The sequence below is a fragment of the Micromonospora sp. NPDC049580 genome (genome assembly GCF_040675595.1).
In the GTDB taxonomy this organism is placed as follows: Bacteria; Actinomycetota; Actinomycetes; order Mycobacteriales; family Micromonosporaceae; genus Micromonospora.
On sequence record NZ_JBFAPG010000002.1, the window covers coordinates 1 to 25,388 of the forward strand.

General features: G+C 68.9%; 25 protein-coding genes and 2 pseudogenes. 11 read left to right on the plus strand and 16 right to left on the minus strand.

The genetic code is table 11. The features are described 5' to 3' along the window. Positions 1-144: 144 nt before the first annotated feature. From AB0J68_RS00180 to AB0J68_RS00205, 6 genes are all read right to left on the minus strand, one after another. Positions 145-1,155, minus strand: a complete 1,011-nt coding sequence (locus AB0J68_RS00180) for an NADPH:quinone reductase (protein WP_363935125.1) — start codon at positions 1,153-1,155, stop codon at positions 145-147. A gap of 28 nt (positions 1,156-1,183) precedes the next feature. Beyond that, entirely contained in the window at positions 1,184-1,837 is a 654-nt protein-coding gene (locus AB0J68_RS00185; protein WP_354854733.1) for an HAD family phosphatase, read from the minus strand. A 32-nt stretch (positions 1,838-1,869) separates the two neighbouring features. Beyond that, a complete protein-coding gene (locus tag AB0J68_RS00190) occupies positions 1,870-2,694 on the minus strand; it encodes a hypothetical protein (RefSeq protein ID WP_363935184.1) in 825 nt (274 codons plus the stop codon). A 189-nt stretch (positions 2,695-2,883) separates the two neighbouring features. Further along, positions 2,884-3,600 (minus strand): FKBP-type peptidyl-prolyl cis-trans isomerase, encoded by a 717-nt coding sequence (locus AB0J68_RS00195; RefSeq protein WP_354854735.1) that lies wholly within the window; start codon positions 3,598-3,600, stop codon positions 2,884-2,886. A 100-nt stretch (positions 3,601-3,700) separates the two neighbouring features. Beyond that, positions 3,701-4,339 carry a DUF4241 domain-containing protein gene (locus tag AB0J68_RS00200; protein WP_363935127.1) on the minus strand — a complete coding sequence of 213 codons (639 nt, stop codon included), beginning with the start codon at positions 4,337-4,339 and terminating at the stop codon, positions 3,701-3,703. Between the two features lie 75 nt (positions 4,340-4,414). Beyond that, positions 4,415-5,452: a Ku protein gene (locus AB0J68_RS00205; RefSeq protein ID WP_363935128.1), complete on the minus strand. Its 1,038-nt coding sequence runs from the start codon at positions 5,450-5,452 to the stop codon at positions 4,415-4,417. 85 nt (positions 5,453-5,537) lie between these two features. Between AB0J68_RS00205 and ligD (AB0J68_RS00210) the strand changes: the two genes are divergently transcribed. From ligD (AB0J68_RS00210) to AB0J68_RS00220, 3 genes are all read left to right on the plus strand, one after another. After that, the gene (ligD, locus tag AB0J68_RS00210) at positions 5,538-6,479 is read left to right on the plus strand and encodes a non-homologous end-joining DNA ligase (RefSeq protein WP_355065489.1); all 942 of its coding nucleotides are present in this window, start codon (positions 5,538-5,540) and stop codon (positions 6,477-6,479) included. Next, entirely contained in the window at positions 6,469-7,386 is a 918-nt protein-coding gene (ligD, locus tag AB0J68_RS00215; RefSeq protein WP_363935130.1) for a non-homologous end-joining DNA ligase, read from the plus strand. Before ligD (AB0J68_RS00210) ends, ligD (AB0J68_RS00215) begins: the two co-directional genes overlap by 11 nt. Positions 7,387-7,635: 249 nt before the next feature. Continuing rightward, a complete protein-coding gene (locus AB0J68_RS00220; RefSeq protein ID WP_363935132.1) occupies positions 7,636-8,703 on the plus strand; it encodes a hypothetical protein in 1,068 nt (355 codons plus the stop codon). A 6-nt stretch (positions 8,704-8,709) separates the two neighbouring features. On the opposite strand, the gene AB0J68_RS00225 is transcribed toward AB0J68_RS00220, so the two are convergent. Continuing rightward, the gene (locus AB0J68_RS00225; protein WP_363935134.1) at positions 8,710-9,450 is read right to left on the minus strand and encodes a hypothetical protein; all 741 of its coding nucleotides are present in this window, start codon (positions 9,448-9,450) and stop codon (positions 8,710-8,712) included. A gap of 255 nt (positions 9,451-9,705) precedes the next feature. Between AB0J68_RS00225 and AB0J68_RS00230 the strand changes: the two genes are divergently transcribed. Next, positions 9,706-10,035 (plus strand): MerR family transcriptional regulator, encoded by a 330-nt coding sequence (locus tag AB0J68_RS00230; protein ID WP_363935136.1) that lies wholly within the window; start codon positions 9,706-9,708, stop codon positions 10,033-10,035. Between the two features lie 109 nt (positions 10,036-10,144). Here the strand turns inward: AB0J68_RS00230 and AB0J68_RS00235 are convergent, their stop codons facing one another. Then, positions 10,145-11,176 carry a hypothetical protein gene (locus AB0J68_RS00235; RefSeq protein ID WP_363935138.1) on the minus strand — a complete coding sequence of 344 codons (1,032 nt, stop codon included), beginning with the start codon at positions 11,174-11,176 and terminating at the stop codon, positions 10,145-10,147. 143 nt (positions 11,177-11,319) lie between these two features. Between AB0J68_RS00235 and AB0J68_RS00240 the strand changes: the two genes are divergently transcribed. Next, positions 11,320-12,072 carry a TIGR03089 family protein gene (locus tag AB0J68_RS00240; RefSeq protein ID WP_363935139.1) on the plus strand — a complete coding sequence of 251 codons (753 nt, stop codon included), beginning with the start codon at positions 11,320-11,322 and terminating at the stop codon, positions 12,070-12,072. 5 nt (positions 12,073-12,077) lie between these two features. On the opposite strand, the gene AB0J68_RS00245 is transcribed toward AB0J68_RS00240, so the two are convergent. Then, the gene (locus tag AB0J68_RS00245; protein ID WP_355065503.1) at positions 12,078-12,740 is read right to left on the minus strand and encodes a tetratricopeptide repeat protein; all 663 of its coding nucleotides are present in this window, start codon (positions 12,738-12,740) and stop codon (positions 12,078-12,080) included. Between the two features lie 243 nt (positions 12,741-12,983). On the opposite strand from AB0J68_RS00245, the gene AB0J68_RS00250 reads away from it, so the two are divergent. Further along, the gene (locus tag AB0J68_RS00250) at positions 12,984-13,706 is read left to right on the plus strand and encodes a hypothetical protein (protein WP_363935141.1); all 723 of its coding nucleotides are present in this window, start codon (positions 12,984-12,986) and stop codon (positions 13,704-13,706) included. A gap of 88 nt (positions 13,707-13,794) precedes the next feature. On the opposite strand, the gene AB0J68_RS00255 is transcribed toward AB0J68_RS00250, so the two are convergent. Next, positions 13,795-14,166 (minus strand): DUF4267 domain-containing protein, encoded by a 372-nt coding sequence (locus AB0J68_RS00255; protein ID WP_363935143.1) that lies wholly within the window; start codon positions 14,164-14,166, stop codon positions 13,795-13,797. 89 nt (positions 14,167-14,255) lie between these two features. Here AB0J68_RS00255 and AB0J68_RS00260 point away from each other — a divergent pair, with 89 nt between their 5' ends. Then, positions 14,256-14,828: a TetR/AcrR family transcriptional regulator gene (locus tag AB0J68_RS00260; protein WP_363935144.1), complete on the plus strand. Its 573-nt coding sequence runs from the start codon at positions 14,256-14,258 to the stop codon at positions 14,826-14,828. A 9-nt stretch (positions 14,829-14,837) separates the two neighbouring features. On the opposite strand, the gene AB0J68_RS00265 is transcribed toward AB0J68_RS00260, so the two are convergent. Together AB0J68_RS00265 and AB0J68_RS00270 are read right to left on the minus strand one after the other, a co-directional pair. Continuing rightward, positions 14,838-15,092, minus strand: a complete 255-nt coding sequence (locus AB0J68_RS00265) for a hypothetical protein (protein WP_355065510.1) — start codon at positions 15,090-15,092, stop codon at positions 14,838-14,840. Further along, positions 15,089-15,301 (minus strand): annotated as a pseudogene (locus AB0J68_RS00270) (DivIVA domain-containing protein); the annotation flags it as partial. The gene AB0J68_RS00265 and the pseudogene AB0J68_RS00270, both read right to left, overlap by 4 nt. Positions 15,302-15,742: 441 nt before the next feature. Here AB0J68_RS00270 and AB0J68_RS00275 point away from each other — a divergent pair. Then, positions 15,743-15,970, plus strand: a complete 228-nt coding sequence (locus AB0J68_RS00275; RefSeq protein WP_363935147.1) for a winged helix-turn-helix domain-containing protein — start codon at positions 15,743-15,745, stop codon at positions 15,968-15,970. 715 nt (positions 15,971-16,685) lie between these two features. Here the strand turns inward: AB0J68_RS00275 and AB0J68_RS00280 are convergent. After that, positions 16,686-19,487 carry an NACHT domain-containing protein gene (locus AB0J68_RS00280; protein ID WP_363935148.1) on the minus strand — a complete coding sequence of 934 codons (2,802 nt, stop codon included), beginning with the start codon at positions 19,485-19,487 and terminating at the stop codon, positions 16,686-16,688. 1,041 nt (positions 19,488-20,528) lie between these two features. On the opposite strand from AB0J68_RS00280, the gene AB0J68_RS00285 reads away from it, so the two are divergent. Further along, on the plus strand, positions 20,529-21,200 hold the full coding sequence (locus tag AB0J68_RS00285; RefSeq protein ID WP_363935150.1) for a hypothetical protein: 672 nt from the start codon (positions 20,529-20,531) through the stop codon (positions 21,198-21,200). Between the two features lie 281 nt (positions 21,201-21,481). Here the strand turns inward: AB0J68_RS00285 and AB0J68_RS00290 are convergent. Next, positions 21,482-21,697 (minus strand): annotated as a pseudogene (locus AB0J68_RS00290) (helicase); the annotation flags it as partial. 110 nt (positions 21,698-21,807) lie between these two features. After that, a complete protein-coding gene (locus tag AB0J68_RS00295) occupies positions 21,808-22,221 on the minus strand; it encodes a type II toxin-antitoxin system HicB family antitoxin (protein WP_363935152.1) in 414 nt (137 codons plus the stop codon). A 143-nt stretch (positions 22,222-22,364) separates the two neighbouring features. On the opposite strand from AB0J68_RS00295, the gene AB0J68_RS00300 reads away from it, so the two are divergent. Continuing rightward, a complete protein-coding gene (locus AB0J68_RS00300) occupies positions 22,365-22,565 on the plus strand; it encodes a hypothetical protein (protein ID WP_363935154.1) in 201 nt (66 codons plus the stop codon). 59 nt (positions 22,566-22,624) lie between these two features. Here the strand turns inward: AB0J68_RS00300 and AB0J68_RS00305 are convergent, their stop codons facing one another. Beyond that, positions 22,625-24,304: a DNA repair helicase XPB gene (locus tag AB0J68_RS00305; protein ID WP_363935155.1), complete on the minus strand. Its 1,680-nt coding sequence runs from the start codon at positions 24,302-24,304 to the stop codon at positions 22,625-22,627. 173 nt (positions 24,305-24,477) lie between these two features. Between AB0J68_RS00305 and AB0J68_RS00310 the strand changes: the two genes are divergently transcribed. Then, positions 24,478-25,356 carry a L,D-transpeptidase family protein gene (locus AB0J68_RS00310; RefSeq protein ID WP_363935157.1) on the plus strand — a complete coding sequence of 293 codons (879 nt, stop codon included), beginning with the start codon at positions 24,478-24,480 and terminating at the stop codon, positions 25,354-25,356. Positions 25,357-25,388: the final 32 nt, after the last annotated feature.

The following is a 25,388-nucleotide window of genomic DNA, read 5'->3' on the forward strand; positions in this document are numbered from 1 at the left end:
TGACATCCCCCCCCTGGGGCGCCCCCGGCGTTCCCCCCGCGCCGGGGCCGCCCGCTCCACACGGGGTGATCCCGCACCGTCATTGTTGCGAAACTTGTTCGCGTCTGTCCTGATGACGGGGAAATCGGGTGTCCAGCGACCCGTTCAGGCGTCACTGGTGGTGATCAGCACCTTGCCCACCGCCGAGTCCTCGACCGCCTGGTGCGCGGCCGCCGTGTCGGCAAGCGGATAGTGGTGCAGCGGCAGACCGGCGTCCGCGCCGACCCGGAGGCCGCCCTGGCTGGCCGCCGCCGCCACGTCGATCACACCCTGCGCCTTGGCCGCCTTCGGCTCCGTGTAGACCAGCACGAACTGCCAGCGGGCGTTCGGCGCCATCATCGGCCGGATCGGGATGGTCACCTCGCCCCCGCCGTCGTCGGCGTACATGCAGACCGCGCCGCCGTGCCGCAGCACCTGGGCGTCGACCGCGGCGTTCCGGCCGGGGGAGACCTCCACGATCGTGTGCACCCCGTCGGGGGTGATCCTGCGGACCTCCTCGACCACGTCCTGCTCTCGATAGTTGATCACATAGGAGGCGCCGGCCGCCGCCGCGAGCTGTGCCTTCTCCGCGCTGCTCACCGTGGCGATCACCGTCGCGTCGGCCCAGCGGGCGAGCTGGATCGCCGCGTTGCCGACCGCGCCCGCCCCGCCCTGCACCAGCACGGTGTGATCGGCAAGCGCACCGGCGCGCAGCGCGTCGGGCATGAACTCGCCGGCCGTCAGACAGCGGTGCGCGGTGAGGAACGGGATGCCCAGGCTGGCTCCCAACTCGAACGAGGCGTCGCCCAGGGGAACCGCCTGCCGCACCGGCACCAGCGTGTACTCCGCGGCGGTGCCCCACGGCCGCTGCCAGGCCGCCTCCCAGATCCAGACCCGCTCGCCGATCAGCGCACGGTCGACCCCCTCGCCGACCGCCTCCACCACGCCCGCGCCGTCCTGCCCGGGGATCTGCCACCCGTCCGGCGGGAAGGCACGCCGCGACTTCCAGTCCGTCGGGTTCACCCCGGACACCGCCAGGCGGACCAGCACCTCGCCGGCCCCCGGCTCCGGCACCGGCCGGTCGACCAGCTCCAGCACGGAAGGGTCGCCGTTGCGCTCGTACACGATGGCTTTCATTCGTGGCTCCTACCCCGCTCGGCCCGCGTCAACCCAGCCCCTCCACCAGCTCCGGCGTCAACTCACCGATCGACCCCAACGTCACGACCGCGAGCCCGGCGGCGTCCGGGTCGAGGGGGTACGACCCGTGGGGCACCGCCACCACCTTCATCCCCGCCGCCGCGGCCGACCGCACGCCGTTGGACGAGTCCTCCACGGCCGCGCAACGGGTCGGGTCGACGCCGAGGCGCCGCGCGACGGTCAGGTACACGTCCGGCGCCGGCTTGCCCCGCTCGGTCTCCTCGGTGGATAGGGTCGCGCCGAACGCGCCGGTCAGGCCGGTGGCGTCCAGCGCCGCCGCGATCAGCCGGGTCGGCGACGAGCTGGCCAACCCCAGCGGCCACCGCGCGGCCAGCCGGCGTACGACCTCGTCGGCACTGTCGATCAGCGGTACGTGCTCGGTGTAGCGCCGGGCCATCTCCCGCACCACCTCGTCGGCGACCTGCTCGGCGCTGCGGCGCACGCCCAGCTCACCGCTGAGGTAGCGGGCCCACTCCCCGGTGCTCATGCCCATCAGCCGGCGCTGGGTGTCCGGCTGCCAGGACCCACCGTGTGCCGCCACGTACGCCCGCCGGACCTCCTCCCAGACCGGTTCGGAATCCACGATCACGCCGTCCAGGTCGAAAACCACCGCATCCACCACGGGCCCATCCTGCCCGAGAGGCGGACCGCCGGTCAGCCGGGCAGCGCGGGCAGCCCGATCGGGCTGTTCGGCGGGATCACCGTGTGACACGACCGGGCCATCGGCTCCAGCAGCTCACGCAGCCGGTCGGTGTCGTCCGGGCCGAGAGCCTCCCACGGATGTGCGGCGGCGCGGTCGGTGGCGTCCTCGATCGCCTGGAACCCGGCGTGACCGACGTCGGTGGCCGTGCCGTCCCCGGTCAGCCAGCCGCGCTGGGCCAGCCGCTCGCGGGCGGCCCGCCACTGCTGCTCGGACCAGCCCCGGCCGAGCAGGTTCTCCGCCGGCATGTCCACCGCGACCCGCCACGCCAGCGTCTCCACCGGGTCCAGGCCGGCGGCAACCAGGGCGGCGATGTGCCCGTCGCCCCGCAGCTCCCGCAGCGTGGTCGCGGCCTGCCAGAGGCGGGCGAGAGGGTATTCCCCGACCGGCAGCGCCGCGTTGGCCGCGCCGAGCACCCGACCGGCGGTCTGCGCCGCCGAGGCGGCCCGTTCCAGCAGGTCGGCGGCCTCGGCCAGGTGCGCCTCGGGCAGCTCGTAGGTCAGCTCCGCGAGGGCCTGCACGGCGCCGGTCAGCCGGGCGCGCAGCGCCTCCTGCGGGGTGGCCAGCCGCCAGACCGCCGGCAGGGCCCGGCTCACCATGGGTGGTGCGAAGTTGAAGAACGCGGCGATGACCGGGGCGGCCTCGGCGGCGCCCAGCGGCGCGGCCCGGCCGGCGAAGTAGCCCCGCCAGTAGCCGCGCAGCCCGACCGCCTCGTGCGCGGCCCGGGCCCGAGGGTGGAAGTAGGTGACCGCGTGCACCGGCTCGAAGTGCGTCCACATCAGCCGGGCGGTCCGCCCGGGCTCGTCCAGCGCCGTCACGTGCACCTCCGCGTCCCGGGTCCGCATGGTCACCCCGGACGGCGGGCCGCCCGGGGTGACGCCGAACCTACTGCCGGAGGGTGACGGGCAGGAAGCCCCATGTGAACAAGTCCATCGCGCCGCGGCGACAACCGGGGCGATCCGGACGGGTCACTGGGCGGCGAGCACGTCCACCACGAAGCGCAGCGGACCGGTCGGACGCCCGTTGGCGTTGGCCTCGTCGTTGCCGTACGCCAGCTCGCCCGGGATGTCGAGCTGCACCCGGCTGCCCACGGTCACGCCCACCAGACCCTGGTCCCAGCCGGGGATGACCTGACCCACGCCGATGGGGAAGCTGGCCGGCTGGCCGGCGTTCCAGGACGAGTCGAACTCCTTGCCGTCCTTGAAGAAGACGCCCACGTAGTTGGTGGTGATGGTCTGGCCCTTCTTCACCGCCGGGCCGGTGCCCTTGATCACCGGGGTGACGGTGAGCTTCTTCAGCTCACCCTTGCCCGCCGCCACCGTCGGCTTGGTGCCCAGCGCCGGGTCGGCGCCCGCGGGCAGCTGCGGAGCCGGGGGCGCGGTGGGGGCGTCCGCGGCCGGGGCGGAGGCGGACGGGGTCGCACCTGCCTGGTTGGCCGGCTTGTCGTCGCTCCGGTTCCGGTCGATCCACACGAAACCGCCGATCAGCAGCGCCATCACGGCGACGCCGGCGAGGCCACCCGCCCACGCCTGGCGGCGGCGCTTCGCCTCGGCGGCCTTCTGCGCCGCCAGCTGGGCGGCCAGCCGCCGACCCGCCTTCGTCGCCGGGCTCTGGCCCTCCGACCGGTTCTCCTGCGTGCGCTCGCTCACGTCGTCGACTCCCTGCTGCGAAGGTGTGGCCGGCACGCGGTGCCGGGGGGAAAGCCGACGCACACGGTACCCGCCCGGCGGCCCGCCGTGCCCGCCCCGGATGCCTCGGATCGCCCAGCGACGCCCTCGCGGGACGTTATTTCGGGATCACCATGAAGTCGGTCACGAACGACGTCACGGACCCGTCGGCCGCGCGCCCGATCCAGGTGCCGTAGCAGCCGTCCCCCCAACCCGTGGCCACGGTGACGACGTTGGCGCCGGTGGTCTCGTCGAGGACTGCGGTGATCAGGCCCCGGACCGGCGACACGGGCAGCTCGTCAGGGATGAACACCTCCTCCACCTGGTCGTGGTCCCAGCCGTCGAGGACGGCGAGCGCCGTCGGGTCGGCGAGCGTGCCGGCGCCCGCGTCCACCCCGTACCCGAAGTAGTCGTCCGGGCCGAGCGCGGCGACGTCCTGGTCGCCCGCGACGGCCGGCTCCCAGCGAATCGCCGGCTCGTCGGAGACCACCAGTTGCAGCGCGGCCACCCGCCGGTCCACCTCGGCGCCCTCCCGGAGCACCACGGCCACCCAGGCGCGGGCGGGGTACCGCCCCGGCGCGACAGTCACCGTGTACGGCTCGGCTTCCGGGCAGACCAGCGGGTCGCACCCGACCACCCGGCCGGTGGGCAGCACGACGTCATCCACGGGATGGGCCTCGATCAGGTACGCGCCGTACTCGTCGGTGAAGCGGGCACCCGGCGTCAACAACCGGTCCAGGTCAGGGGTGTACGGCATGGGGGGCTCCTCCGGTGGCCAACGGCCGGCGGAGCGTACCCGGTCCGGCGGACACCCTTCGTCGCCGCCGTACGGTCAGGCGCTCTTGCGGGGTGCGGTCTTGCGCGCGGCCGTCTTCTTTGCCGGCTCGGCCTTCTTCGCAGCCGTCTTCTTCGCCGGCTCGGCCTTCTTCGCGGCGGTCTTCTTCTCCGCCGTCTTCTTCTCCGCCGTCTTCTTCGCCGTGGTCTTCTTCGCGGGCGCCTTGGCGGCCTTCTTCTCGGCCGCCTTCTGGGCCGAGCGGGCCGACGAGATGGGCGTCGGCTCGCCGCCGCCCCCACCGCGCGCGGGCTGTTCGCCGCGTGCCGCCCGGGCCCGGTCCACCGATGCCTTCAGCGCGGCCATCAGGTCCACCGCCGGGGCCGGCGCCTCCTCGGCCTCCTCCGGCTGGACGACCTCCCGACCCTCCACCTTGGCGTCGATGACCTCCTGCAACGCGGCCCGGTAGTCGTCGGTGAAGACGTCCGGCTCGAACTCGCCGGTCATCGAGTCGATCAGCGAGCTGGCCATGGCCAGCTCCGGTGGGCGTACCTTCAGGTCCTCGTCGAGGAAACCGAAGTCCGGCGTACGGATCTCGTCCGGCCAGAGCATCGTGTTGAGCAGCAGCACGCCCTCGCGGACCCGCAGCGTGGCGAGCTGTTCACGTTGGCGCAGCGCCACCTTGACGATGGCCACCCGCTCCGAGTCGATCAGGGCGTCGCGCAGCAGCACGTACGGCTTGGTCGCCGTGCCCTCCGGCTCCAGGAAGTACGCCTTGTTGTAGAGGATCGGGTCGACCTGCTCGGCGGGCACGAACTCCAGCACGTCGATCGCCCGCGAGCTGGTCAGCGGCAGGTCGGCGAAGTCCTCGTCGGTGAGGATCACCATCTCGCCGCCGCCGATGTCGTAGCCCTTGGCGATGTCGTCGTAGGTGACCTCCTCGCCGCAGACCGAGCAGGTGCGCTTGTAGCGGATCCGGCCGCCGTCCTCGCGGTGCACCTGGTGGAACCGGATGTCCTTCTCCTCGGTCGCCGAGTAGAGCTTCACCCCGATCGAGACGAGCCCGAACGACACGGCTCCCTTCCAGATGGCACGCATCCTGCGCTCCCTTCCCCGGTATCGACCATGCTCGCATCCGTTGGAACTCCGCGCGAGGTGTTCGCCCTGCTACTACAGTCGGGTCGTGCCCGGCGCGCCGCTCAAGCCGATGCTCGCGATGACCGGGCCGCTCCCGGCGGGTGACGGCTGGGCGTACGAGTTCAAGTGGGACGGGGTCCGCGCGCTCGCCGACATCTCCGGCGGCGTCCAGCACCTGTACGCCCGCTCCGGCGTGGAGATCACCGCCGCGTACCCCGAGCTGGCCACCCTTTGCGAGCAGGTCGACGACGTGCTGCTCGACGGCGAGGTGGTGCTGCTGGGCCAGGGCGGGCAGCCCTCGTTCACGGCGCTGGCCGAGCGGATGCACGTGCGGGATCGCAACAAGGCGGCCCGGCTGGCGGCGGTCATGCCGGTCACGTACATGATTTTCGACCTGTTGCGCCGCAACGGTGACGACCTGACCGGCTGGCCGTACGAGCGCCGGCGGGAGGCCCTGGACGCGCTCGCGCTCGGCGGCGCCCGGTGGGCGGTGCCGCCGGTGTTCGCCGACGGCCCGGCGACCTACGAGGCGGCCGGGGAGCACGGCCTGGAGGGCGTGATGGCCAAACGGGTCGGCGCCGTCTACCGGCCCGGGGTGCGCTCCCCGGACTGGGTGAAGGTCAAGCTGGAGGTGACCGGGGACTTCGTCGTGGGCGGCTGGCGGCCGGGTGCGCGCCGCATCGGCGGGCTGCTGGTCGGGGTGCCCGGCCCGGACGGCCGGTTGATCTACCGAGGTCGGGTGGGTGGCGGGATCGGGGCGGCCATCGAACGGCAGCTCCTCGCCGAGCTGGAGCCGCTGCGCTCCGGCGTGTCACCGTTCGCGCCGGGAGTGCCGCGCGAGGATGCCCGGGGCGCCATCTGGGTAGAACCCCGGGTGGTGGTGGAGGTGAAGTACGGCCAACGCACCCCGGACGGCCGGCTGCGCTTCCCCCGGGTGCTGCGGTTGCGCCCGGACAAGCCGCCGGAGGAGGTCGACGATGCCGGCTGAGAAGGTGCGGGTGGACGTCGAGGGTCGCCCGCTGGAGCTGTCCAACCTGGACAAGGTCCTCTATCCGGCGGTCGGCTTCACCAAGGGCGAGGTGATCGACTACTACACCCGGATCTCCCCGGCGCTGCTGCCGCACCTGGCCGACCGGCCGGTGACCCGGATCCGCTTTCCCAACGGGGTGGACGACAAGTCCTTCTTCGAGAAGAACAAGCCGGCCGCGACGCCCGACTGGGTACGGGTGGAGACGCTGCCCGCGCCCGGGTCGACGAAGGGTCGGGAGACCATCGACTACGTGGTCGCCGACGACCTGCCCACCCTGGTCTGGCTGGCCAACCTCGCCGCGTTGGAGCTGCACACACCGCAGTGGAAGGTGGGCCAGGACCCGGACATGATGGTCGTCGACCTGGACCCGGGGCCGCCGGCCGGGCTCGCCGAGTGCTGCCCGGTGGCGGTGCTGATGCGCGACCGGCTCGCCGACGACGGCATCGACTCGTACCCGAAGACGTCCGGCAAGAAGGGCATGCAGCTCTGCTGCCCGATCGCCGGCACCCAGTCCGCCGACGACGTCTCCGCCTACGCGCGCCGGATCGCGCAGGAGCTGGAGAAGGCGCACCCCAAGCTGATCGTGTCGAAGATGGCGAAGAACCTGCGCCCCGGCAAGGTCTTCATCGACTGGAGTCAGAACAACGCGGCGAAGACCACAGTGGCGCCGTACTCGCTGCGCGCCCAGCGGACGCCCTCGGCCTCGACGCCGTTGACCTGGGACGAGGTCGAGGCCGGCGCGCGCGGCCGGACACCCGCCGTCCGCCAGTTCACCGCCGCCGAGGTCCTGGAGCGGGTCGAGGAGTACGGCGACCTGCTGGCCGCACTGCTCGACGGCGGCCCGGAACTGCCGGTCAAGGGCTGACCCTGGCTGGTGCTGTGGGCGCAGTCGGGGGTCGACGGTGACGGTCGGTCACCTTCGTCGGGGCGGATGCGCCAGTGAGCGGTATACCCCAGAGTCATATTCATACCTCTGCGGTATACCGCTCAACAGCACATCGACATGGCGGGCCCGCCTTAGCGCACGTTGACGGTGGCGTTCCCGGCTGTCGAATCAGCGGCGGCCGAGTTGTCGGTGATCGCGTACGACGCGTTCGGTCGCTAGAGTTCGCCGATGCAGATGAGTGAACTCGTCGGCGCGCTGAGTGAGCTCCGCGCGCTGCGGGTTGAGCACGACGGCTCCGCCCTGCTCGTCACCGTGCCGGCGATCGACGTGAGCCTGCGGCTCTACCCCGAGGCGGTGGTGTGGCTCAACCACCGGACGCTGCCGGATGGTAAGCCGATCCTCCAGGTGGTGGTCCGCCAGCACGGCCGGGATCTGCGGATGATCCTGCTGAACGACGACGTCGCCTGGGAGCCGGCCGACCTCGACTCCCTGCTCGACTCCCCGATCCCGGTGCGTCTGACGGACCTGCCGGAACTGGTGGCGTACACCGAACTGGACCGGAACTCCGTCGGCGCCCTGCGGGCCTGCGACGAGCCGGGGGCGAACCTGGCGGCGCTCGCCGCAACGCTGCACCTGCACCGGTGCGTCCTCGTCGCAGCCATGCGGCTCGGCCTTCGACCGCTTGGCGCGGTACGGCTGTGGCACGAACTGTGGTGCCGCGTCGGCGAGTTCGCGCCGGCCCCGTACTGGCCCGACCCGGACTTCGACCGGCTCCTGGTCGAGGCGGGAGTGCCGTTGACGCCTTATGAGGAGGTCCGAGCCGGGGAGCGACCGGTCGAGATCGAGGCGTTGACCGTGGCCGACCTGCGGGCGGCGGAACCGGCGCTGACGGTCGGCCGGGCGGACGAGGCCGCGCTCGCCGCCTGGCGACAGTGGATGAAGCTGACGCCGCAGCAGTTCTACGAGGTGCTGACGGCGGAGCTGCCCGACGCGCGGGTCGAGATCTCGCTCTACGCCGACGGCGGTGCCGCGGTCTCGCTGCGCATCGCGCCGTCCGACGTTCTGCGGGTCCTGCTCGAACTGCGGCTCTCCTTCCCCAGGCGGTTGGCGATGTTGGACGAGATCCGCATCACCGAGGAGGCCACCGGCACCGGGCTCTTCCAGCGCATCATGTCCAACCTGGAAAGGCTCACCCGGTCGCTGGGCCTGAAAGCGATCAAGGTGTACGCCACCGGGGACGGCAGCGTCGCGTTCGCCCGCGCGGGCTTCGACTGGGACCGGGATCCGGGCGACTGATTGCGCTCAGCGGTGCTGCTGTCGGGGCGTCAGCGTCCGTCGTATCCGGGCGGTGGCCGCTGGACCGATGGCCTCCTGGGTCGCCGCGAGCAGCCGCGCGCACAGCGCCCGGGCGGCGGCCAGGTCGGCACGGGCCCGGCCCACGTCCCGCAGCAGCCTGGCGCGCTCGTCATCCGCGACGGCTCGGATGTCCGCCACCTCCCGCCGGCGAGCGCTGCGTACCTCGTCCGCCATCACCAGCACGAACTCCGTCCGGTTCCGGTCGATTTCGGTGGTGGTCGAGGCGGCCGGACTGGCCGCCACCACCCGGGTGACCGCCTCGGCGGGTAGGAAGAACAGCGTCGTGGTGGAGTACCGGCTGAGGGCTGCCTGTTGCTGCCAGCGGGTCAGCAGCCCCGACTTGCCATCGAGGAAGGGCGCCATCGCGAACGCGAAGTCCACGTCGACGGTGGCGAGCAGCGCGCGGGAGTCGTCGATGCCGCGCCGGAGCTGGTTGATCAGCATGGACTGCCGGTGCAGCAGGGCGGCGAACTCCGCCTGGTCGTCCGCCCGGGGGTCGGCGTCGGAGATCAGGGCGTCGGCCAGGCTCAGGAGGCGGTCGCCGTTGAGGCACAACTCCTGCAACGTGAGGACCACGTCCAGCAGGTGGGCGCCGACCTTCGCATCCTGGGAAACCGTCCGCCGATCCAGCAGTCTGCTGACGTACGAGTTGACGATCTGGACCACCGCCGACAGCAGTTCACCCACTGCGCCGCCCCCTCCAAAGTGGTGTGGGGGCGAGTGTAATCGCCAGGTCGCGCCACCCGGTCCGTCGCCGATCGTGATCAGCGTGCCGCCTGCGGGTGGCCGGCGGCGAGCGACGCGGCGGCCAGCGCCCGACCCATCGGGCCGAGCCCCAGGACGGCGACGGTGGCGGATTGATTGTCCTGGTTGCGGTGAGTCACAGCGACGACGCTAAACCTTCACGTTGACGTGAAGGTCAAGCCCTGATCTGCTGTCGGTGTGCGGATCAGCGAACTGGCGCGGGAGGCGGGCCTGTTGCGTCCCGCCCGTCTCGCCAGCGGCTACCGTCACTACGACTCGCAGGCGGTCGGCACGGTGCGGCACATCCAACTGTTGCTGTCCGCCGGCTTGAACACCGCGGCGATCGCCGAGATCCTTCCCTGCATCCCCGACGACGTAACCGTGCTGGCCCCCACCTGCCCGGAGCTCCTCGACGCTCTGGCAGTGGAGCGCACCCGCATCACGACGTCCATGGATCGGCTCGCAGCCGCTCGCGATGTCCTGGATCGACTCATCCAGGCCGGCCCTGCTGCCGGCGACCGGTCCTGAGCATCGTCCGCTGCTGACAGCCGCGTGGCGGTGCTGCCGCCCCGCACTGGCAAACGGCCGCGCCCGACCCGCTACCTCGCCGGCACCTGACCGGCACCGCCAGGGAGCATCAGCTCGCGGCGACGTGGACAGCGGGCGAAGCGCGGCGCAGACGCCACCAGGCGCCAACGACCAGGGCCACGGTGATGACGGTGACCGCGACGTCGCCGGCCAGGGCCGCCGCCGGGCTCGCCGGGGAGTACGGCGGCACCAGGTACGCGAACGCGGCGGCGCTGACCACGCTCGCCGAGCCCGCGGCGAGCACGTGCCGCTGCCCCCAGCGAGCGCCCCCCGACAGGTACGCGAGCACGGCCCCGACGGTGGCGGCGAGCGCCAGCGCGACGGCCACCCCCGGCCAACCGGGCGTCGGGTCGGTGAAGAGGCGGGCGAGGACGACCAGCAGACCCACCCAGATCGGGTGCGGCACCCGGCGGACGCGGCGCGGGTGGGTGCGACGCCAGCGGGGCAGCAGGGCCGCCGCGACCAGAGTGAGGACCACCGCGGTGGCGAAGGCCAGTTGCAGCGGGCTGGCCAGGAAGTTCTTCCGGCCCTCGGGAGTGGTGAAGATCAGCAGGCTGCCGAGCAGGTAGAGCACCGCGACCACCGCCAACCCCTGTCGTCCGAGCCACGGCCGAAGCCGCCGTTTCGCACCGAGGAACGACTCGACGAACACGATCGGCGCGCAGATGGTCAGCAGGATGTGGTTGCCCACGTAGTCGAACGCCTGCCGGAGGCTGAACCCGAGCCCCGGCACCAGCGACGCCTCGGCGGCGGCCCGGGTGTCGGCGTACTGGGTGTCATCGAGGTAGCCGGGGTTGAACAGGGACTGGTCCACCAGGCCGGCCTGGAGCACACCGAAGGCGGCGGCGAGCAGCACGATCGTCGGCCATCCCGCGCCGAGGTGCCGGGCGGTCTCCCGGATCAGGATCGCCGCCCCGCCGTACATCGGGCCCAGGAAGATCACCACCGGGAGGAAGCCGTCGAGGGCGAAGCCACCCCACGAACACTCGGCCGCCCAGGGCGCGAGCAGCAGCAACGCGACCACCGGCACGAGCCGGCGGCGCAACGGGGGACGGTCGGCGAGGTCGGGCGCGGTCGGCATGGGCACTCCTCGGTGGCGCTGCGGGGGTCGTCCGTAGCGTCCGTGGGCCACCCGGCCAGCCGCTACGGCCATCGGCCGACGAGGGGTACAACCAAAGTCGTTGCGTAGGGTGGTGGCGACGTCGTCACCCGGGGAGCACGCGGATGCAGCCACACGCCACGGCCGACCTGTCGGACCCGTCCACCGCCACCGAGATTCCGCTGCTCAGCTACCGCGACGAGGCGACCGGCGAGCGCGTCGACCTGACCGCGCAGCAGGTCGGCGTGTGGGCCGCGCGCAGCGCCAGCCTGCTGCGGGACGGCTGCGGACTCGGCCCCGGCAGCCGCGTAGCGGTGCTGCTGCCGCCGCACTGGCGTACCGCCGCGGTGTTGTTGGGCGCCTGGGCCTGCGGCCTGGCGGTGTCGTTCCGGCCGCGCGCCACGGCGGGCCTGCCGGTGCTGGAGCCCGGCGGTGACCGGCCGTTCGACGCGGTCTTCGTGACCCCTGAACGCCAGGACGACTGGTTGGAGGACGTGCCGGACGCCCCGCACCGCTACCTCGTCGGCACCGGGCCGGGCCGGCTGGCTGACGTGCCGCTGGGCTGGTTGGACTGGTCCGCCGAGGTGCTTTGCCACTCGGACGTCACGCCCGACCACACCGCCATCCATCCGTCGGATCCGGCCAGCGCGGACGGCACGACCTACGGCCAGTGGGGCGCGCTCGCCCGGGAGGTCGCCGGGATGCTGGACCTGCGCGCCGGTGACCGGCTGCTCGTCGACGCCGCCGAGCACGAGCAGCCGTTGAAGTGGTTGCTCGCGCCGCTGTCGGCGGGCGCGTCCGTGGTCATCAGCGCCAACCTCGACCCGGCGCGACGGGATGCGGTCGTCGCCGCCGAACAGGTGACTCGGATCCTCTGAACTGCCTAGATCTGCGTTCTTGCCTGTTCGATCTGCCGCACGATGGCGTGGGCGCCGTGCGCCCGTGCGATGGCGTTCGCCTCGTCGAGTGTCGCGAGTGCGTCCGCGTGGCGGTCCTGGGCGGCGGCGACGTAGGCCAGCCCGACCATGTTGGCGGCCACGCCCGATAGCGCTCCCACCTCTCGGCGCAGCCGTGACGACTCCTCCAGCCGCTCGCGCGCTTCATCCAGCCGACCGGTCATGTGCGCCGCGATGCCCAGGTGTCGCAATGCCTCGGCCTGGGTCCGTCTGTCGCCGACCTGCGCCGCCAGCTCGCGGGACCTTTCCAGGTGCGGAACCGCGGTCTCGTTGTCGCGCCGGATGATCTGATGCAGGCAGCCGATCCAGAACAGCGCCTCGGCCTGGCCGCGTGTGTCGGCCAGCGCCTGGTACAGCTCGGCCGCACGCTCAAACAACGGCAGTTCAGCCGGGTCCTCGACGGGTGAGGTGCCGCTCTTGGCGCGTTCGTCGAGAAACCGCGCGTGCAGGATCCGCCCACGGGCCAGCGCGGTGTCGGCCTCCACCGCGTCCAGGTCCCGTTCGGCGTCGGCCAGTACGTGGGCATCGCCGCTGTACACGGCCTGTTCGTAGAGTTTCCGGGCCCGTTCGATGCGATCTTCGGCGTTCATCGCCGCCCCCGTCCTGGCATCGCCACTGTTGCCGGATCAGCAGCTTAGCGGTCAGCTTGATCAACTCGGTCTCCGTGAAACCGGGGCATCAACGCACCTCGGACACCGCGACTTCCAGAAACCCGAGTCGCTCAGGCGTCTCACCCTTCCGAGGGAGTCAATGCGATCCGCCTTCGCCTCGCTTGGCCTGCTCATACGCTGCGCCGAAGGCAGGTGGCACTCTTACACCCGGCGGAGGGGTCGATGGCTTCGAGGCGTACACATCGGATGGTGGTGTCGACCGTGGCCGGTGGGCTGTTCGCGCTCGGGGTGATCGCGCCCGGTCCGGCGGCGGCGCCGCTGCCCCGCGCGGCCCGGGCGGACGGCGAGGTGGCCCCCGTGCCGCGGGAGCCGCGCCCGCCGCTGCTTCCCGCAGACTTTCAGGGCACCGGCCGGTACATCGTGCGTGACCTCGGCATCGACGTGCCGTTCACCTGGCAGGGCCGGGACGGCAACAGCCAGATGATCGCCGGCGGCCCGGAGCATCCGATCTGGTTCACGAACCTGATCTTCGAGAACACGCTCTACACGCTCACCTACAAGTGGCCGAACATCCCGCTGTTGCCGCCGCGCGCGTGCAGCAAGATCCCGGGGTTCTTCAACCGGCAGATCTTCAACGACAAGCTGAAGACGTCGCGTTTTGTCGGCCCGGAGATCCTGCAGGGCCAGAAGGACCGGCACGTGGACCACTGGCGGGTGGGTGTCGTCGGCGGGTCCACGGTGCCGGGGGAGTTCTTCCGGTTCCCGATCGCGCTCGGCGACATCTACGTCGACCAGCGGGACCCGAGCCGGTGGTGGCAGGTGTTGCAGTTCGGCCTGCAGAATCTCTTCGACCCGGAGCTGGACGAGTGGTTCACGATGGACACCTTCGACCACCGTCCAGGAGTGGTCGAACTCCCCGACCGCTGCCCACCCCCCACGTCCTGACCACCGACCATGGTGATCAAGAGGTTTGCGTCACCGATCGGCCTGTCGATGACGCAAACCTCTTGATCACCACGTGCGGGTGGGGGCGTTACAGGGCGAAGAGCAGGGCGGCGTTCAGGAGGACCACCACTGCTGTGGCGAAGTGGATGCCGAAGGCTACGGCCTTCGTTCCGCCGTTGCGCAGCACGATGAGGGTGTCGCCCAGGGGGACGAGCGCGACGATCAGCATGAACCATGCGACCGCGTCGGCGCTGGTGAAGGCGATCAGGGCGAGGCCGAGCAGGCCGTAGCTGAGATCGCGGAGGCCCTTGATCGTCAGGTAGGCGGGATCGCCGTCCGGCCGGGCCGGCACGCCGTACCCGGCGGCGGCGGCCCGCGGTACCAGCAGGAACCGCGCACCGATGAAGGCGATGAAGAGGCTGAGTACGACGGCGAGGCCGTAGGCGAGGGGTGCCAGCATGAGTCCGCTCCAATTCCTAGCGCTGCTAGATGCAGGAGCGACGCTAGCAGAGCATTGAACGGAACGCTAGCGCTGCTAGGATTGCTGTCATGTCGACTCAGGGGCGCCGAGAGCGCGAGCGGGCGGAACGGGAACGGGCCATCGTCACGACGGCACGCGACCTAGCCCTAGCCGAAGGCTGGGAGGCGGTGACCACCCGGCGGCTCGCCGCCGAGATCGAATACAGCCAGCCCGTCCTCTACAGCCACTTCAAGGGCAAGGACGCCATCATGGCGGCGGTCGCCGTAGAGGGCTTCGCCGAGCTGGCCAACGCGCTGGCCACGGCCCGGGCCTCGGCCGCCAGTCCCCGGCAGGCGGTCGCCGACGTCGCGGCGGCATACGTCGCGTTCGCCGAGCAGCGTCCCGCCATCTACGACGCGATGTTCACCCTCGCCGTGGACCTGCCGTTCGCCACCCAGGAGGTCCCGACCGACCTGGCCCGAGGCTTCGCCGAACTGGCCGAGACAGTACGCCCGGTCGCCGGGGACGACGACCTGGAGACGTTCACCGAGACGTTCTGGAGCGGCCTGCACGGGCTGATCACGCTGATGCGCAGCGGTCGACTCCGCCGCGCCGACCACGACCGGCGGCTGAGAGTGCTGGTGGACCGCTTCTCCCGTTGAGCGTTGTCGTCACGGCCGCGCGCGCCGGGCGCAGGGCGCGAGGTGGTCGACCGGCAGGGCGCACCGTGCGCCGCCGGGTAGCGGCCGGTCGCAGAAGACCCAATGTCGTACGCCCTGCTGGTCCTCCGCCGACACGGTCACCCCGCCCGGCTCCACCCGCGCGCTGAGCCGGGCCAGCACCCGGGCGGCGGTCCGGGCGAGGATTCGGGCCCGGAGCAGGTCGGGTGCGGTGACCGGCAGATGGATCACCCAGCGCTCGGTCATCGGTAGCGGTGGTTCGCCGACTGGGCGCTCTGCCAGGCGCGCAGCGCGTTCTTGATCCGTACGTTCTCCTCCTGCACCGCGACCAGGGCGGTCTGCGCGACGGTGAGTTCGTCGGCGACGCGGTGGAGGAAGGTGCGGATCTCGACGGGGTCGAGGCCACGCCGGCGGACGTTGAAGCAGCGCTCGCGGATCTGCCAGGGCCGGAGGGGTTGTCTCTGGTTGTCTCCTGCCATCGGTGGTCTTTCCTCGCGTCGGCTCACCAGCCGACGGATCAGGTCGCGCACGGGGGACCGCCCTTCGTCGGGTCACGTCGAAGTGGAGGGGGCGGCCTCCGCCGGTTGCGGTCGGCGGAGACCGCCCCGCCCTGCGACCGCAGCCTCGATCGGCGGTACGGCAGCAGGGCCGCGCCGGGGGAGCGCGGAGGGTGGGGTCTCGGCGGCGATGCGAGACCGGTACGAGAGGCGCCAACCGACCGCAGCAGCACCGCATCACCGAGAGCGACGCTACCGACACCTATCACCTCTGTCAACGCTCTCTTACCTGTCGAATCTAGCTGTCGCTCCTTGCCTGCTTCTCCTGCGTCAGTTATTGCCGCTCTTTCACCTGTTGCTCGATACTGGGAGGGCCAACCGACTGCAAGGGGCCTCCACGTGCCGATTCCGCCGACGATGGGCGAGTTGATCAAGGATCTGCTGAGGCGGATCGAGGTGGGCGAGTTCCAGCCCGGGTCGAAGATCCCGTCCACTCAACAGCTGTCCGACCACTACGACGTTTCGGTTTCGACGATCCACCGGGCGGTGGCGACGTTGCGGGAGCAGGGCGTGTTGGTGGGCCGCCCAGGTCGGGGTGTCTTTGTCGCTGAGTCCGCTCGGGGCTGAACAGTCCGCCCTTCTGCTGGCGGCGAAGGGCCTCGGCGATGTGGTTCAGAATTTCTGTACATGTCTCAAGGCGGCCCGACAAGCGGGCCGCACGCGGCGCCGCCTGGGCGCAGGGCCCGGCCCCTCTGCGTTGCGCCAGGGCTGGCCTTGACCTGTGAGGGGGTGGGCCGGCAGCCGGCCGGGCCGCGCGGCCGGCAGCCCGCGCGGCGTGAGGAAGCGGACGCCAGCCGCGTCGGCGAGCTGCCGGCAGTCGCGGGGTTGCGGTTAGAGCGCCTCCGGCGGAGGCGCTCCGGCTCCAGGATGGCCGGGGCATCGTCGGCGGGTCGCGGTCCATGGGTGGTTGCGGTGGCCATCCCGCCTGCCATCGACCCGGGCAAGCCGAGCAGACCACCGCCAGACCCGCCAGCGTCCGAACCTGCATCAAGGTCCGCTTGACGTGGCGGGCCGGGCGGCGGCCCGCTCCCCAGGAGGGCGGGTCGACGGCAGACAGGATGGCTCGAGGGGCAGCCTATGGTGCGGATATTGCGGGCCGATCCAGACTGCCTCGGAGGAGCTATTGGGCAGCTGGTGGCCCGCTCGGACTTTGGCAAGCACCTCGAAGCCCGATGAAAATGCCAAAGTCGTGTGGTCCAAGCGCGACGGCCGACTACGCGGGCCGTTGGACCAACCAAAGACTCCGTCTAGAGCCAATAGTGACTGGGCCGCGGCGAATGCCTCATGTAGTCAGTTGCTCTGTAGTGCCGTTTTCCCTGATAAATGATTTGCCGCCGGCCCACGCGCTCAAAAAGGACCGAATCTCTTCGGGCAATGTAGGCGGTTCCGTTACTGGTAGATTTTCACTCTTGCCGTGCCTCCTCAACTCCCAGTAGTAACGGAAGCTTTCGGCTCTGCCAAGGTTCGGGAGGCTCCATGCCTCATGGTCGGTGTGACTGCGATTCTGGGTCAATGCTGATTGAATGGCCGACTCGGCCAATACGCATAACATTAAGAAGCTGGCAATCCCATTGGAGTCCCCTTCGAGTGGAGACGCAGTGGACCCAGATGTGGAGGCAGGAGTGTAGCTTGCTATGTCGAGCAGGAATCGCCCTGTTGCTTCGTTAAAGCTGGCCTCGACGGAGAAGTTCCTGCTCCTGAGGTAGTTGGCGATGTCGGTCAGGAGTGCGTCGACATCAACGATATGCAAGACCCAGTCATCCCCAAATAGAGCGTGGAGGAGAAGGGTCAGGGCGAGAGGTTCTGTGAAGGATGACAAAACCCCGTTCCCTGAACCGTCAAAGAGAATGCTCACGTCACTCTCATTATCCACTGCCTCCTCGAACGAGATTAGCCCGCGCGCAAAAGCCCGACGTCGAACGAGAGGATCCTTCCTCACTTCTGCGTCAGACTTCTCATACAACTCGTCGAAAACCGCCCCTGAATAGCTAGTCCAATCGTCCCGATGTACACGAGGAAAGGCGGCGTTCGGAAGCCCGGTCGCCCCCAGCCAACAATCCGATGCGAGGGTAAGCCCAAACTTGCGGAGGTCAAGGTCCTCGTCGCTCGCCAGCAATTCGAATTTGGCCTTCAACTGGGATCGAACGGTTGCTCGCTGCTGAGGGGTATTCTTTGCGATGAGATATCCCAGGCTTAGTCCAACCTGCCGTCTTCTATCAGTCACATTCCTTAAAGAAACTGTGTTTTCAACCACCTGATCGACTAGAGCCCGCAGTACATTAGGCGGGATCACCAAGAACTCCAAGCATCGGCACATGAAACTCAGAAGATTCTCACGAGTCAGCGTCGAGCGGCGGGCCCGGTCGTTGAGTAAGTACCGAAACGCGCGCGTGCCGCCACCTTCGTTATGCTTATCCATAATTTGGACAGCCAGTTGGGCAATAACATCCCATTCCGCCTTGGTGACCCGAGGGAGCAGCCGCCTCGCAAGCTTTTCCGGAGTATCGCTAATGCGAGTGAGGTGGTATGCGGCGAAGTATTCCATGAAAGTGCGATGAGTGAACTTATAGAGTGGCTCGCCGTCGGCAGTCGAACCAGCATCGTTAAATACCCAGGCTCGACCACGGCAGAACTCGATGAACTCGCGTGCGGCGACTTCGGCCTCATGAGCATCCTCAAACCTGTGGGTCCTCAGATAGTTGGTCGCCTCCCGGACAAGCACCTCCTCCCTGGCCCCCTCCTGCGCATCGGGCGTTATTAACATCCAGTAGGCGAGGTACTTCATTGCTGGATCAACCAACTGGCCAACCCGAAGCTCTTTGTGGATTTTCCGACTGCTGTCCCATTTCTCAAAGAGCATTGTCGCGCAGCGCTCATAGACCGCCGGGCGATTCCGTGGTATTGAGTTTTCTCCGCGATAGATGATGCACATTAGCGCCAAAAGCAAGGCATTCGATCGGAGATCGGACACCTGCTCGCTTTCACTCATGAACGATCTGGTCCAGGAGGCAACTTCCTCTTCCGTAAGCCCGGAATCTTGCGAGAACCACTTCGTAACGTATTCCTCAACCTGGTTTGGGCTGAAGTCCGCCAACTGGAAAGCAGTGAACTGCTCTGGGTCCATCGGTGCTTGGTCGTAGCCAACATCTCGTGACGTCACGAGGACGCGGGTTAGAGGATAGCGGCTACAGAACAAGGAAACGACATCGGTTATCTCTCTGCGCCGCGAGGTGTCGAGCAGCTCATCAAGCCCGTCAAAAATGACTAGAGCCTGCCCTGACTCCAGAAGCATCTCCACAACACCTGGAGGGGGCGGACACTGATACGCGACCTTCAAGCGACGCTCGATATGCTCGACGACTGACTCCTTGAGTACGCTGCCTGAGGCAAACTCCCTCAGAACCACAAGGAAGGGGATCATCGCAGTAGTTGATGTAGCTGTTTGATGCATTATCACGGTAGCTGCGGTGGATTTGCCGCCCCCTGGGTCACCTACTAGCACAGTTCGATCGAGTGACCCTCGGAGGCCCGCTAGTGAAGCCAATTGTTGTTCATTGCCCCGCAACGCTATGGTTGGCTCGACGTAAAGCGAGCTGATTGGAACCTTCTTCCTTCGATCGAAGTCCGGAGGTTCGAGAAATCCGTGCGCTACCCTCACTTGGGCAAGATATCGGGTGGCGAAAGACTGCTGCTGATCGGCACTTACTTCAGGGCGGGGGTTTGAAAGGCGGCGTTCGATCAACTCCATGATCGAGGTCATCCGTTGGAATTGAGCGTCTGCTTTAAGCGAAGAAACGATTTCGGCATGCTCTTCGCTCAAGCGAGATACTATGTATTTGCACTCCTCCTGCAAAACACGGAAGATGTCTCCGATCACCTGCGATCGAGCCGCCGGTGTAATTGTGGGAAAGAACGCCGACGTTTCCGTCGCCATTCGATCCTTGATGCTCTCAATCGACCGGCTCGAAGCGTCGGCAAGGGTTGCCATTAAGAGCTCGAACGCAACACCTTGGGCGTGAGCGCTTTGGAGATAGCCCTGGACCTCCTCGTAAGTTAGATTCGGTGGGACGGAGATGGCCAACATGCGGAGCGACTCTGTCATCTTTGCGGGGTTCAACAGAATTGCTACTTCTTGGCTAGGTTCTCCGCCCCCTCCCCTTCTCCGTTGGCGCAAGGCGGCTGTCATCTGTGTCATAGCTCGCACAGTTACATCGCTGATTAAAGTGGCGACAACATCCCCGATGATGGCTTCGACCATTAGAAAACCAAACCTGTCTACGTAGGGAATCTAGAAATGTATGGTTTTCGTCTATGTCATGGCAACGGCTGCGCCGAGATGGCCGGACTTTTGTCGTCTTGTCGACGGATCGGTAGACAGAGACCGGCCGGATGGTCTGCTGGCGCGGCTGCACGGATATGCCCCGGGCGATGAGCGACAGCGGGTAACGGCTGGACTCAGCCGGACCAGAAAAGATCGACCCTGACCGCGCCTCTGCTGGTCGGGGCCGATCTCGCACATGGTGGCGGATAGAGGAACCGAACCTTTGTAGCCTTGTGACGGATTGACAGTGGGTCCCCGAGACGCCGGATTGGACCGGGCGGCGCAAGGTCGCGGCAGCGCTCAGTCAGCTAATCCGCAGGTGAGCCGGCGGACGCTGGCACGTCGGAGAAGACTTTATGCGTCGGCACCAGTCAGCTCGGGATGTAGTTGCTCCAACCAGTGGATATGCGATGCGATCGACTGCGGCAGCCTGTGCGAAGTTCCCGCTGGGCCCGCAGGACGTGCCAGATTTGTGCTAAGTCGACAGGGCTAGTCGGGGCGTCTACGGGGACTGACGGGGAGGGCGGATGGCTGGCCGCAGGAGTCAGCGCCACGCCAGGTCAGGAGAGTTCGGAAGATCCCCTGGCAGTGTGGGAGTCAGGCAACGGCTGTCGACAGCTCCGGAGACAGCAACGATCCGCGACGAGGGCGGCCGCCGGCGGTCGGGCGCGGACAGTCGCCCGAGGTCGCAGACGCGGATGGATCCCGTCGGACGACGTGCCCAGAACTTGTAAGCGAGACATCGTAGGCAGCGCCGACCGGCAAGGGCAGCCACCACTGGCTGTCCTCGCTTATGGTCTCGCCGTGACAGTCCTCTCCTTAGCAGACCAGCCGGCGGCGGCCTGGACCGATGTCGGAACCTTCCTCACCGGCGTCGCGGCTCTCCTGATCAGCATCGGCGCGCTGGTCGTGGCCATCTGGACAGGTAAGCACAACCGCCGGAACGCCGATGCCGCTGAATCCTCAGCCACGGCCGCGAAGGACTCCGCTGCATCCTCAGCGCGATCTGCAGACGCCGCTGAGCAAGCCGTAACGAGCGCAAACGGGATCCTTGACATCGAGAGGAAGCGCCAACATGATGCGTACCGCCCACTTCAACCCGACTCGCCCAGGTTTGAGCTCATACGCAGCGAACACGCTGGCCAGCTAGATCTGTGCTTCGTGTTCAGCCTGCCCCGGTCGTACAGGGTGCTCGGAGACAAGATCGAGAGGAACGCCAGAACGACGTTAAGCGTGGACCGGCTTACCCTGGGAGGCAGTACGCAGCGTGTCCATGTCGAGACGCTGCCACCCGGGCGTGTCCAACCCCTTGCCGGCGAGCTTCATCTACGGTTTTGGCCTCCCAGTCCCGAGGTTGACGAGGTCGAGCTCTGGACTTGCCCTTGCGGCCTACCTACCCACGAGGGGGAGGTCCCGCATTGGGAGTGGAACGTGACTGTCGTATCCCCGCCGTCTCTGTCGCAACAACACGCATGATCAGTGGCTAGGGGAGGAAGCAGCCAAGCGAGCAGCCAAGCCGGCGAACAACAGCGGACAATCACGGACCGGGGTATCAGGTCGAGTAGGAAGAGCAGCCGGCGGAGCAGCGCCCGGCTACCGACTCGTAATGAGCAGATCAGCCCCACTTCAGTTGCTGCAGCAAGGGGGCTGTATTCGATGAATCTCGGATGGCTCCTTTGGCACCTTTCGACCGTGACGGGATCTCTCGACGGAGAGACTCAGCCCGGCTCGGCAGCTTCGGCCCCAGCACGTCGTCCGTCGTACCGCTTGGGGCCGATTAGGCTGAACACGTCGCCCTCGCGGCCGTCCTCGCGTACCAGAGTGGCCGTGAGGCCCAGCCGGCGGCGGGCCTGGAGGTCCGCGGTGAACCGGAAGATCGGCGCGGGCAGCAGGTGCACCTCGTCGTAGACGACCAGGCCCCAGTCGCGGGCCCCGAACAGGTCCAGGTGGGTGAACGCGCCACCGCGCCGCGAGGGGCAGCACGACGACGACCCCCGATCCGGATGCTGAGGTGCGCTAGCTTGGGAGTCGTTCCGGTGCCGGAGATCGCCGTATCAAGCGGCGGCGATCTCGCGGTCCTGCTTCAGTGCGGCTTTCCCGCCCTTGCTGATCTTGTCCGCACCGCCGGCCGCAGCCTTTTCGGTGCCAGCTGCGACACTCGCTGCGGGGAGAGGCCAAGAAGCGCGCTCGCGTCGCGGACCGTGTAGCCCTTTGCCAGTAGTGCGCGTGCGGCGGTGACAGTCGCCTCTTCGGCGGACTCTTCGGCCTTGCGCAGGGCGCCGCGGGCCTGGCGGGCGCGGGTCACCTCTTGCGGCAGGTCGGGCTGCACGTCGACGTCGAAGCTGTGCGGGTCGACGTCGAGCACGAGAGCGATGGCTTCACGTGCCATCCCTTCGACCTGGGCGAGGCGGCGAGCTTGGGAGAAGACACCCTTGATCTCCGGCACGCTGATCGCCCACCAATCGCCCGAGCGTACGCATCTGGCGGTGTATTTCATCGACGATGCCCCCTCTCACCTCAAGCCCAGGCTGCGCAGGATTACCCCGAGCAGAGCACCCTTGACTCAGGGTGCTCGTCGGCCTGCGGCCGAAGCACCCCGCCCGAGCCGCTCAACGCGATCGACACGACGGAGGTCACGTTGTGGAGTCCGACGCCCGTCCCGAGACCCACTACACCTATCGCCTCGCCTGGTCCGCGGAGGATGGCGAGTTCGTCGCCACCTGTGCCGAGTTCCCGTCCCTCTCCTGGCTTGCCTCGTCCCAGATCGAGGCGCTGAACGGACTCACGGAAGTGCTTCGCGAGGTCGTTGCCGACCTGGCGGAGCAGGACGCGGCCGGCTGATTCGTTTACGACATCAGCTCCAAAGCGCGTGAGACAGACACCTGCACCCGGGCCGCGCGTCAGTCGACCGAAGGGAGCTTGGGGCCGAGGACGTCGTCGGCGTCGACGATGGTGTACGCGTAGCCCTGCTCCGCCAGGAACCGCTGCCGGTGGGCGGCGTACTCGGTGTCGATCGTGTCCCGGGAGACCACCGTGTAGAAGTGCGCCTGCCGGCCGTCGGCCTTCGGCCGGAGCACCCGCCCCAGCCGCTGCGCCTCCTCCTGCCGGGACCCGAACGTGCCCGACACCTGGATCGCCACCGCCGCCTCCGGCAGGTCGATGGAGAAGTTCCCGACCTTCGAGATGACGAGGGTGCGAAGCGAGCCAGAACGGAACGCGTCGAACAGCCGCTCCCGCTCCTTGTTCGTCGTCGAGCCCTGGATGATCGGCGCGTCGAGGTACTCGCCGAGCTGGTGCAGCTGGTCGATGTACGCGCCGATCACCAGCACCTGGTCGTCCGGGTGCCGGTCGACAAGCGCCTTGACCACCGGCAGCTTGGTGCGGGCGGTCGCCGCCATCCGGTAGCGCTCCTCGGCCTCCGCCGTCGCGTACGACATGCGCTCCGCGTCGGTCAGGGTCACGCGGACCTCGACGCACTCGGCCGGGGCGATCCAGCCCTGCGACTCGATGTCCTTCCACGGCGCGTCGTACCGCTTCGGCCCGATCAGGCTGAACACGTCACCCTCGCGGCCGTCCTCGCGTACCAATGTCGCGGTGAGGCCCAGCCGGCGGCGGGCCTGGAGGTCCGCGGTGAACCGGAAGATCGGCGCGGGCAGCAGGTGGACCTCGTCGTAGACGACCAGGCCCCAGTCGCGGGCGCCGAACAGGTCCAGGTGGGTGAAAGCGCCGCCGCGCCGCGAGGTGAGCACCTGGTACGTGGCGATGGTGACCGGGCGGATCTCCTTGCGCTCGCCGGAGTACTCGCCGATCTCCTCCTCGGTCAGCGACGTGCGGGCGATCAGCTCCCGCTTCCACTGCCGGCCGGCGACGGTGTTGGTGACCAGGATCAGCGTGGTCGCCTTCGCCTCGGCCATCGCCGCCGCGCCCACCAGGGTCTTGCCGGCGCCGCAGGGCAGCACCACCACGCCCGACCCGCCGGCCCAGAACGCCTCGACGGCCTCCCGCTGGTACGACCGCAGCGTCCACGGCTTGCGCCCGTCCTTGCCGGCCTCGGCCAGCTCGATCGGGTGCGCCTCACCGTCGACGTAACCGGCCAGGTCCTCCGCCGGCCAACCCAGCTTGAGCAGCGCCTGCTTGAGCCGGCCCCGCTCGGACGGGTGGACCCGGATGGTGTCGTCGTCGATCTTGTCGCCGAGCATCCCGGCGAGCTTCTTGCTCTTGGCCACCTCGATCAGCACCAGCCGGTCGAGCGCGCGCAGCACCAGCCCGTGCGCCGGGTCGTTCGCGAGCTGGAGCCGGCCGTAGCGGTCCATCGTCTCGGCCACGTCCACCAGCAGCGCGTGCGGCACCGGGTACCGCGAGTACTTGATCAGCGTGTCGACCACGCCCTCGGCATCGTGCCCCGCCGCACGGGCGTTCCACAGCCCGAGCGGGGTCAGCCGGTACGTGTGCACGTGCTCCGGGGAGCGCTCCAGCTCGGCGAAGGGGGCGATCGCCATCCGGCAGGCCTGCGCGTCGGGGTGGTCGATCTCCAGCAGCAGGGTCTTGTCCGACTGCACGATCAGGGGTCCACCACTCACGCCAGCGTCCTCTCCTCGGTTGGCCGTCCAGCCGGAGCGGGTCGCAGACCCGCCGCTGGCTGACCATCCAGTGTTGCACGGCGGAGAACGTGGAAAGAAAGATGAGCGCCGGGTGCAACCAGGACGGCACTCACGAACGTCTAGCAAAGGGACGACCGTCCAGGGGAGGTGCCATGAGGCGTGTCCGGAGCACTTCCCGGTTGGTTGCCCTGGCGGTGGTCGTGCTGGTCGGGGCCGGCGCGTGCACGTTCGATCCGCAGTCCGGCGGGAGTGGTGGCGGGGGAGCCGCCCCGGTCGGTGCGGCGGAACAGGCAACGGGGGCGAGCGGCACGTCCGGGCCGGGCCAGCGCGGCCGGCCCACGCCGGCCGCGCCGACGTCGAAACCGTCCCGCAAACCCACGCCGAAGCCGACCCGCACGGCGTCGACCCCGACCCCGAGCACCGGTACGCCGACCGTCGCCGGCTGCCCGCAGGGCCAGCACCAGCGAGCCGTGGAGACCTACCTCGCCCGGCTGGGCGGGTTCGGGCCGGTCACGGTCGACGGGCGGCAGTCCGCCGCCGACTGCGCCGCCATCAAGAAGTTCCAGAAGAGGTACGGCATTCGCCCCGTCGAGGGACGCGCCGGACCGACGACCTTGGACGTGGCCCAGCGACTCGCCACCACCGACACGACCCGCTGCAAGGCCGGCACCGGCACCACCTTCTGCGTGGACCTGACCCGGCAGACCGTGTGGGCGGTCCGGGGCGGCAAGGTGATCATGGCGCCGACGGTGACGCGCACCGGCATGTCCGGCTACCGGACCCCGTCCGGCACCTACACGGTCAACTACCGCAATCCGAAGGAGTGGTCCAACCCGTACGAGGTGTGGCTGCCGTACTGGCAGCACTTCACCCAGGGCATGGGGTTCCACGAGACCACGACCTACCTGCACGACAAGTCGATCGGCTCGCACGGCTGTGTCAACCTGCTGCACGCCGACGCCGTCCGGATGTGGGAGTTGGGCAAGGTCGGCACCCGGGTGGTGCTGATCGGCCGCCGCCCCGGCACCTGAACATCCCGCCCGACTCGGGGTTTATCCCCTGT

Excerpts from the sequence above, each read along its gene's own strand:
- AB0J68_RS00200 (WP_363935127.1), bottom strand. The coding sequence starts at position 4,339 with ATGCCGTACACCCCTGACCTGGACCGGTTGTTGACGCCGGGTGCCCGC.
- AB0J68_RS00265 (WP_355065510.1), bottom strand. The coding sequence starts at position 15,092 with ATGACCGAGCGCTGGGTGATCCATCTGCCGGTCACCGCACCCGACCTG.
- AB0J68_RS00240 (WP_363935139.1), top strand. The coding sequence starts at position 11,320 with ATGCAGCCACACGCCACGGCCGACCTGTCGGACCCGTCCACCGCCACC.
- AB0J68_RS00255 (WP_363935143.1), bottom strand. The coding sequence starts at position 14,166 with ATGCTGGCACCCCTCGCCTACGGCCTCGCCGTCGTACTCAGCCTCTTC.
- AB0J68_RS00280 (WP_363935148.1), bottom strand. The coding sequence starts at position 19,487 with ATGTTGGCCATCTCCGTCCCACCGAATCTAACTTACGAGGAGGTCCAG.
- AB0J68_RS00205 (WP_363935128.1), bottom strand. The coding sequence starts at position 5,452 with ATGCGTGCCATCTGGAAGGGAGCCGTGTCGTTCGGGCTCGTCTCGATC.
- AB0J68_RS00250 (WP_363935141.1), top strand. The coding sequence starts at position 12,984 with ATGGCTTCGAGGCGTACACATCGGATGGTGGTGTCGACCGTGGCCGGT.
- AB0J68_RS00245 (WP_355065503.1), bottom strand. The coding sequence starts at position 12,740 with ATGAACGCCGAAGATCGCATCGAACGGGCCCGGAAACTCTACGAACAG.
- AB0J68_RS00235 (WP_363935138.1), bottom strand. The coding sequence starts at position 11,176 with ATGCCGACCGCGCCCGACCTCGCCGACCGTCCCCCGTTGCGCCGCCGG.
- AB0J68_RS00180 (WP_363935125.1), bottom strand. The coding sequence starts at position 1,155 with ATGAAAGCCATCGTGTACGAGCGCAACGGCGACCCTTCCGTGCTGGAG.
- AB0J68_RS00310 (WP_363935157.1), top strand. The coding sequence starts at position 24,478 with ATGAGGCGTGTCCGGAGCACTTCCCGGTTGGTTGCCCTGGCGGTGGTC.
- AB0J68_RS00260 (WP_363935144.1), top strand. The coding sequence starts at position 14,256 with ATGTCGACTCAGGGGCGCCGAGAGCGCGAGCGGGCGGAACGGGAACGG.
- AB0J68_RS00190 (WP_363935184.1), bottom strand. The coding sequence starts at position 2,694 with ATGTGGACGCACTTCGAGCCGGTGCACGCGGTCACCTACTTCCACCCT.
- AB0J68_RS00295 (WP_363935152.1), bottom strand. The coding sequence starts at position 22,221 with ATGAAATACACCGCCAGATGCGTACGCTCGGGCGATTGGTGGGCGATC.
- ligD (WP_363935130.1), top strand. The coding sequence starts at position 6,469 with ATGCCGGCTGAGAAGGTGCGGGTGGACGTCGAGGGTCGCCCGCTGGAG.
- AB0J68_RS00220 (WP_363935132.1), top strand. The coding sequence starts at position 7,636 with ATGCAGATGAGTGAACTCGTCGGCGCGCTGAGTGAGCTCCGCGCGCTG.